This is a genomic window from Brevibacillus sp. M2.1A, from assembly GCF_013284355.2.
Taxonomy (GTDB): Bacteria; Bacillota; Bacilli; order Brevibacillales; family Brevibacillaceae; genus Brevibacillus.
This window is the reverse complement of sequence record NZ_JABSUY020000001.1, coordinates 6,166,183-6,172,625: the sequence shown is the minus strand read 5'-3', so window position 1 is coordinate 6,172,625 and position 6,443 is coordinate 6,166,183. Positions and strand designations below refer to the sequence as shown.

Annotated in this window: 5 protein-coding genes and 4 tRNA genes; all 9 read left to right on the top strand. The window is 46.6% G+C overall.

Translation table 11 applies throughout. The features are described from left to right. Positions 1-47 precede the first annotated feature (47 nt). The 9 genes from HP567_RS29235 to whiA all read left to right on the top strand — a co-directional run bounded on the left by HP567_RS29235 (position 48) and on the right by whiA (position 6,404). Positions 48-124 (top strand) — tRNA-Asp (locus HP567_RS29235). A 31-nt stretch (positions 125-155) separates the two neighbouring features. After that, positions 156-231, top strand: a tRNA-Phe gene (locus HP567_RS29230). Positions 232-236: 5 nt separating this feature from the next. Next, a tRNA-Lys gene (locus HP567_RS29225) sits at positions 237-312 on the top strand. 40 nt (positions 313-352) lie between these two features. Beyond that, positions 353-428 (top strand) — tRNA-Gly (locus HP567_RS29220). A 146-nt stretch (positions 429-574) separates the two neighbouring features. Further along, positions 575-2,218, top strand: a complete 1,644-nt coding sequence (locus HP567_RS29215; RefSeq protein WP_173611010.1) for a tetratricopeptide repeat protein — start codon at positions 575-577, stop codon at positions 2,216-2,218. 64 nt (positions 2,219-2,282) lie between these two features. After that, the gene (gene trxB / locus HP567_RS29210) at positions 2,283-3,242 is read left to right on the top strand and encodes a thioredoxin-disulfide reductase (RefSeq protein ID WP_173611011.1); all 960 of its coding nucleotides are present in this window, start codon (positions 2,283-2,285) and stop codon (positions 3,240-3,242) included. A gap of 235 nt (positions 3,243-3,477) precedes the next feature. Then, positions 3,478-4,359: an RNase adapter RapZ gene (gene rapZ / locus HP567_RS29205; protein WP_173611012.1), complete on the top strand. Its 882-nt coding sequence runs from the start codon at positions 3,478-3,480 to the stop codon at positions 4,357-4,359. 78 nt (positions 4,360-4,437) lie between these two features. After that, entirely contained in the window at positions 4,438-5,448 is a 1,011-nt protein-coding gene (locus HP567_RS29200; RefSeq protein ID WP_173611013.1) for a gluconeogenesis factor YvcK family protein, read from the top strand. A gap of 8 nt (positions 5,449-5,456) precedes the next feature. Beyond that, positions 5,457-6,404 carry a DNA-binding protein WhiA gene (gene whiA, locus HP567_RS29195; RefSeq protein WP_173611014.1) on the top strand — a complete coding sequence of 316 codons (948 nt, stop codon included), beginning with the start codon at positions 5,457-5,459 and terminating at the stop codon, positions 6,402-6,404. The last annotated feature ends 39 nt before the right edge of the window (positions 6,405-6,443 follow it).

Sequence of the window (6,443 nt, the reverse complement as noted above, 5' to 3'; positions counted from 1 at the left end):
CTTAGCAATCATGCGTATTCAGTTTTGAAGGAACAAACCTTCTATATGGAGCTGTGGTGAAGTTGGAGTTCACGCCGGTCTGTCACACCGGAGGTCGCGGGTTCGAGTCCCGTCAGCTCCGCCATTCTTACTCAAGAATGGCGAACAAAGTATGTGGCTCGGTAGCTCAGTCGGTAGAGCAGAGGACTGAAAATCCTCGTGTCGGCGGTTCGATTCCGTCCCGAGCCACCATGTACGAGCCATTAGCTCAGTTGGTAGAGCATCTGACTTTTAATCAGAGGGTCGAAGGTTCGAGTCCTTCATGGCTCACCAGTTTTTCAATCGGACAAAATATGAATAATTGATAAGATATGCGGACGTAGCTCAATTGGTAGAGCGTCGCCTTGCCAAGGCGAAGGTCGAGGGTTCGAGACCCTTCGTCCGCTCCATTTTTGTTCGTAAACACCACTTGCTATGTGCCAGTGGTGTTTCTTGCTTTATCCGCTGAACACTTTAAAAGACGAGTCAGCTTGTAGGGTGCCGATGCTTCTGGTACGATACTTGGAGTGTAAGCTCCTACGATGTTGGAGGTTTTATGAAACATAACAAAAGTATTTTGAAGAAAACGACCGTCGTTGATTTTAAGCAAGATGCTGCTTTTTTTGTTGACCGGGGAATGCGTTGTTTGAATCGGTACGACTATGATAAAGCATTGCGTTCATTTCGCCGAGCAGTTGAAATGGAGCCATCGAATGCAGAATGCCACTGCCATTTGGCTAGTGCCTTAGCTGAAACCGGACAGTTTGAAGCGTCGAATGAAGTCCTCTATGAAGTGATAGAAAAATGGGACCCAACCATGACAGAAGTGTATTTCTACATGGCGAATAACTATGCCAACTTAGAAGATTACCATATGGCAGAAGAAATGGCTGTTCGTTATTTACAAGAAGATAGTACCGGACCGTATCGGGAAGATGCCGAAGAGCTTCTCGACTATATTTACTTTGAGCTGGACATGCCACCGCGACACTTCCTCCCAAGTGAAAAAGAGGACGTATACAGCAAGCATGAACGAGCTCGTCGCAGCCTGGAAGAGGGACGTTTCCTGGAGGCATTGGATACCTTAAAAGAAATCGTCGAGGCAGATCCTGACTTTTTGCCGGCGTGGAACAATTTATCTCTCGCTTACTATTATGCTGGAGAATTCCAGAAGGCGATGGAGACAATCGAACAAACGCTGGATAAGGAAGAAGGAAACCTGCATGCACTGTGCAATTTGGCGGTTTTGCTCTCCCATCACAATCAAACGGTAGAGCTGTTGAGCTTGATTGATATGTTGAAAAAGGTCGTTCCGTTCCATCCGGAAAATACCTACAAGCTCGCAACAACAATGGGAGTGCTCGGCCAGCATGACGAAGCGTATTTCCATTACCAGCGCATGCTGCGAAATGGACGGCCACATGAAGCGTGCACGTATCACTATGCTGCGATCTCGGCTTATTTGAGTGGAAAAAAGGATCAAGCACTGCGCTGGTGGCAAAAAGCCAAGCAGTTAGATCCAGAAGCAGGTATCGCAGATCAATACATTCAAATGGTAAAAAACGAACAAGAAGGGGAGACTATAAAACCGATCCCCTACCAATACAATACGACCCAACGTGATGTTTCATGGGAAAAGGCTTCGTTCACGGGAGTGGAAGATTTTAAAACAGACCCGATGATCCGAGCTTCCCTCCTCTGGGCATTGCAGCATGGACGTGATGAAGTGAAATTCGCGGTGCTGCAAACATTGTCGCTGATCGGAGACGATGAAGCGGAAACCGCGGTCCGTCAATTTTATTACCAGACAGATAACCAACAGCTGCAAAAGTTGGCTTTGCTGGCTTTGGCTGATATGGGTGCAGACATGCCGGAAGGAACTCCTGATGGATCGAATGGTTCACCGACGGCGGAAGAGCAAAAGAGCAGTATAGAAGAAGGCATAAGCCATTATTTGCTCGCGCAGGGCAAGCAAGAGGCTGGAGAATGGTGCCTTGATGTATGGCGCAAGCATCATGAACATGCCCAAAGTCAGGTACAAGTGCGAAAAGAAGTAGCGTGGGTCGCAGCATTAGAATATGTATACGGAACGATAACGAACGAAAAACAGTCACAAGCCCTTCTAGCTCAAAAATATGGCATTTCTGCCGCAACCTTGGCAAAGTGCGTCAAAGTTTTGTCGACACTTGATTTTAAATAGATTATTACTTTATAATTAATTTAAATAAGGAAACAGAACTGTGTGAGATGAGGAGGCAACAAGCATGAGCGACCAAAAAATTTATGATGTCATTATAGCCGGAGCTGGCCCTGCTGGAATGACGGCTGCTGTATATACATCCCGTGCGAACATGAGCACATTGATGCTGGAGAGAGGAATTCCAGGCGGTCAAATGGCGAACACGGAAGATATCGAGAACTACCCAGGTTTCACTTCCATTCTTGGCCCTGATCTCTCTACAAAAATGTTTGAGCATGCACAACAATTCGGTGCAGAGTATGCATATGGTGAGATCAAGGAAATCCGCGATGAAGAACCGTACAAACGCGTTATCACGGGTGACAAGGAATACTTGACCAAATCTGTTATTGTGGCAACTGGTGCAGAGCATCGTTTGCTCGGTGTACAAGGCGAAAAAGAATTGTCCGGGCGTGGCGTTTCTTACTGCGCGGTATGCGACGGTGCATTTTTCCGCAATAAAGAGCTGGTGGTTGTTGGTGGGGGAGACTCCGCAGTAGAAGAGGCAGTGTTCCTTACTCGCTTCGCTTCCAAAGTGACAATCGTACACCGTCGTGATCAGTTCCGTGCACAGAAAATCCTGCAAAAACGCGCTTTCGATAACGAAAAAATCGAAGTAATCTGGGATACAGAACTAAAAGAGATCCGTGGCGAAGGCAAAGTACAAGCGGTTCTCTTGCAAAACACCAAAACAGGTGAAGAAAGAGAATATCCAGCAGATGGGGTGTTCATCTATGTAGGTATGGACCCATTGACTGCAAGCGTGCGCCCACTGGGCATCACCAACGACGCAGGCTACGTACTGACAGACGAAAAAATGAACACCAAAGTAAAAGGTGTTTTTGCAGCAGGAGATGTACGCGAAAAAATGCTGCGTCAAGTCGTGACAGCTACTGGAGACGGTTCGATCGCTGCTCAATCTGCTCAGCATTATGTTGAAGAGCTAAATGAAAAGCTGAAGGAACAAAATGTCACAATCTCTTAACCTGCTTGTAACATGGGTGAAATAATTCAAGAGTAATCTATAGACAATGAATTGACCCCCTTATCTATATAAACAATTGTTGCGTGGCTGGCATTCAGTCACGCATCTTTTTTTCTAAATTTGCTTGTACTCCTGTAGAAGACGTCATTGGAAAAACAGGGGAAGCGTTTCAAAAAGGTGCGAATAAGGTCGACAATATGGTATGCTATTGTCAGAATCGTAGGAGGCGAGTTGCGTGACGGAATTGGGAAACGACAAGGCCATGAATCTCCTGATTATTACCGGAATGTCAGGTGCGGGAAAGACAGTTGCTGTACAAAGCTTGGAGGACCTGGGCTTTTTTTGTGTAGACAACCTACCCCCTGTACTGATTCCCAAATTTGCTGAGTTGGTTAAACAGTCTGGTGGGAGTATTGAGCGAGTCGCATTGGTGATTGACTTGCGAGGGCGTGAGTTTTTTGAAAATCTAGCCGTAACCATGGAAAGCCTCAATCAAATGAATGGATTATCTTACCATATCCTTTATCTGGATGCGAACGATCAGACATTGGTTTCTCGCTATAAGGAAACACGCCGTAGACATCCGCTTTCTCCGAACGGTTCGCCTTTGGAAGGAATCCACGCCGAGCGCCGTTTGTTGGAGGAAATGAAGGGCTGGGCGCATCAGATTATCGATACGAGTCAAATGAAGCCAGTTCAGCTTCGAGAAAAAATCATCAACCAATACGGTCAACAAGGATCACCACTTACGATTAATGTATTATCGTTTGGTTTCAAATACGGCGCACCGATAGACGCTGACTTGATGTTCGATGTCCGTTTTTTGCCCAACCCGCATTATGTGGAGGAATTGCGTCCGAAAACAGGATGTGATCCAGACGTGGCAGAGTATGTGATGAAGCACAAGGACACAAAAGAATTCTTAGAAAAGCTTACGGACTTTTTGGGGTACACCCTGCCGCATTACCAGCGGGAAGGAAAAAGTCAACTTGTGATAGGAATCGGATGCACCGGTGGCAAGCATCGCTCGGTCGCCATTGCAGAACATTTGGGAGAAACCTTTGGCAAAGATTTTTCTGTCCGTGTCAGTCATCGAGACATGGAAAAGAACAAATGAGCATAAGATGGCAGGAAAGACTGAAGCGTATATAAAAAGCCACCTGTGGTATATGTATTAGAAATAATGAGGTGACATATGCCTACTAAGGGAGTCGGGAGGCTACAGTCAAGGCCATTACGGGTAGTCGTTATTGGGGGAGGAACGGGTCTGTCCGTCCTTCTACGCGGTTTGAAGCACGAGCCGGTGCATATCACAGCGATTGTTACGGTAGCAGACGATGGGGGAAGCTCTGGACGTTTGCGAGAAGAAATGGATATGCTTCCACCTGGCGACATTCGAAACGTCTTGACTGCTCTGGCCGATACAGAGCCGTTGATGGAAAAAGTCATGCAATATCGTTTTTCCACAGGCACGGGATTAGCAGGGCATAATTTGGGAAATCTATTACTTGCAGCGATGAACGAAATCACTGGAGATTTTGTCACCGCAGTCAAAACATTAAGCGGAGTTTTGGCAGTGCGTGGAGATGTATTGCCAGCTTCCACGCAATCGATTCAGTTGAAAGCGGAAATGACAGATGGATCTCTCGTAATCGGAGAATCCCAAATACCGTTGACTGGCAAAGAAATCAAGCGGGTGTTTCTTGATCCAGAGGACGCTGTTCCTCTGAGCGAAGCCCTGATGGCGATTGCCGACGCGGATGCCATTTTGATTGGGCCTGGCAGCTTGTACACGAGCATCCTGCCCAATTTATTAGTACGCGGGCTATTTGAAGCGATTACACACGCACAAGCCCCGAAAATCTACATTTGTAACGTCATGACACAACCGGGAGAGACAGACGGTTTTTCTGCATCCAAGCACGTGAATGTCATGTATGAACATGTAGATAGACCATTTCTGGATACGATCATTGTCAATTCAGCCGAGCTGCCTGCCCATGTATTGGACAAATACGCGGAAAAAGGAGCAGCTCCCGTCCGATGTGACCTAAAGCGATTGCGCCAACTCGGTCTCCACGTGGTGGCGAAGCCGTTAGTCACATTTGAGGATGGATACCTACGTCATGATGCACATGCTGTCAGCAAGCAGGTTGTGTCACTCGTCAAACGAAGACGGAAGGTGCTGAAGATAGAGAAGGAGTAGTGAAGTCGATGTCATTCGCCGCGCATACCAAAAAAGAACTTACCATGACGGAGGGTGCCGATTGCTGCAGCAAGGCAGAGCTCTCAGCCTTGATTCGAATGAATGGAAGTCTGCAGTTTGGAGCCGGACGACTGGTGCTGGATGTGACGACAGAGAACGCGGCGATTGCCCGACGCATTTACACGTTAATCAAGAGGTTGTTTCAGATACACGCTGAATTGCTGGTTCGCAAAAAAATGCGTTTGAAAAAGAACAACGTCTACATTGTGCGTATTCCGAATAAGGCCAATGAGATCTTGCAAAACTTGGGCATCATGGATCAAAGCCTGTCGTTTATCCCGGGAATCGCTCCTGAGATCGTGAAGAAGTCCTGTTGCCGCGCTGCTTATTTGCGGGGGGCTTTTTTGGCGGGGGGATCTGTGAATCATCCAGAGGCATCCAGCTATCATCTGGAGATTTTCACTTCCTATCAGGATTTTTGCGAAGCGTTGACCAAAATCGCCAATCGATATAAACTAAATGCCAAGTGCATCGAGCGGAAAAAAGGGTATGTTCTCTATATTAAAGAAGGCGAAAAGATTACAGAGTTTTTGAGCTTGATAGGGGCTCATCAGGCGCTTTTGTATTTCGAGGACGTCCGAATCGTAAAGGACATGCGGAACTCCGTAAACCGTTTACACAATTGTGAAATCGCCAACATAAACAAAACGGTGAATGCAGCTACTAGACAAATGGAGAATATCCAGCTCATCGATCAAGAGATGGGATTGGAGAATTTGCCAAAACGTTTGCGAGAGGTCGCGGAGCTTCGAGTGGCTCATCCTGACATCAATTTGAAAGAATTGGGCGAGATGGTGCCAAGCGGAGTAGTAAGCAAATCGGGCATTAACCACCGCTTGCGAAAAATTAACGAAATCGCTGACAAAATACGAGAAAAACAAAATATTTCGATGTAGATGCATGTTATACTAAAGGATAATAGTCTACAAGTAAGG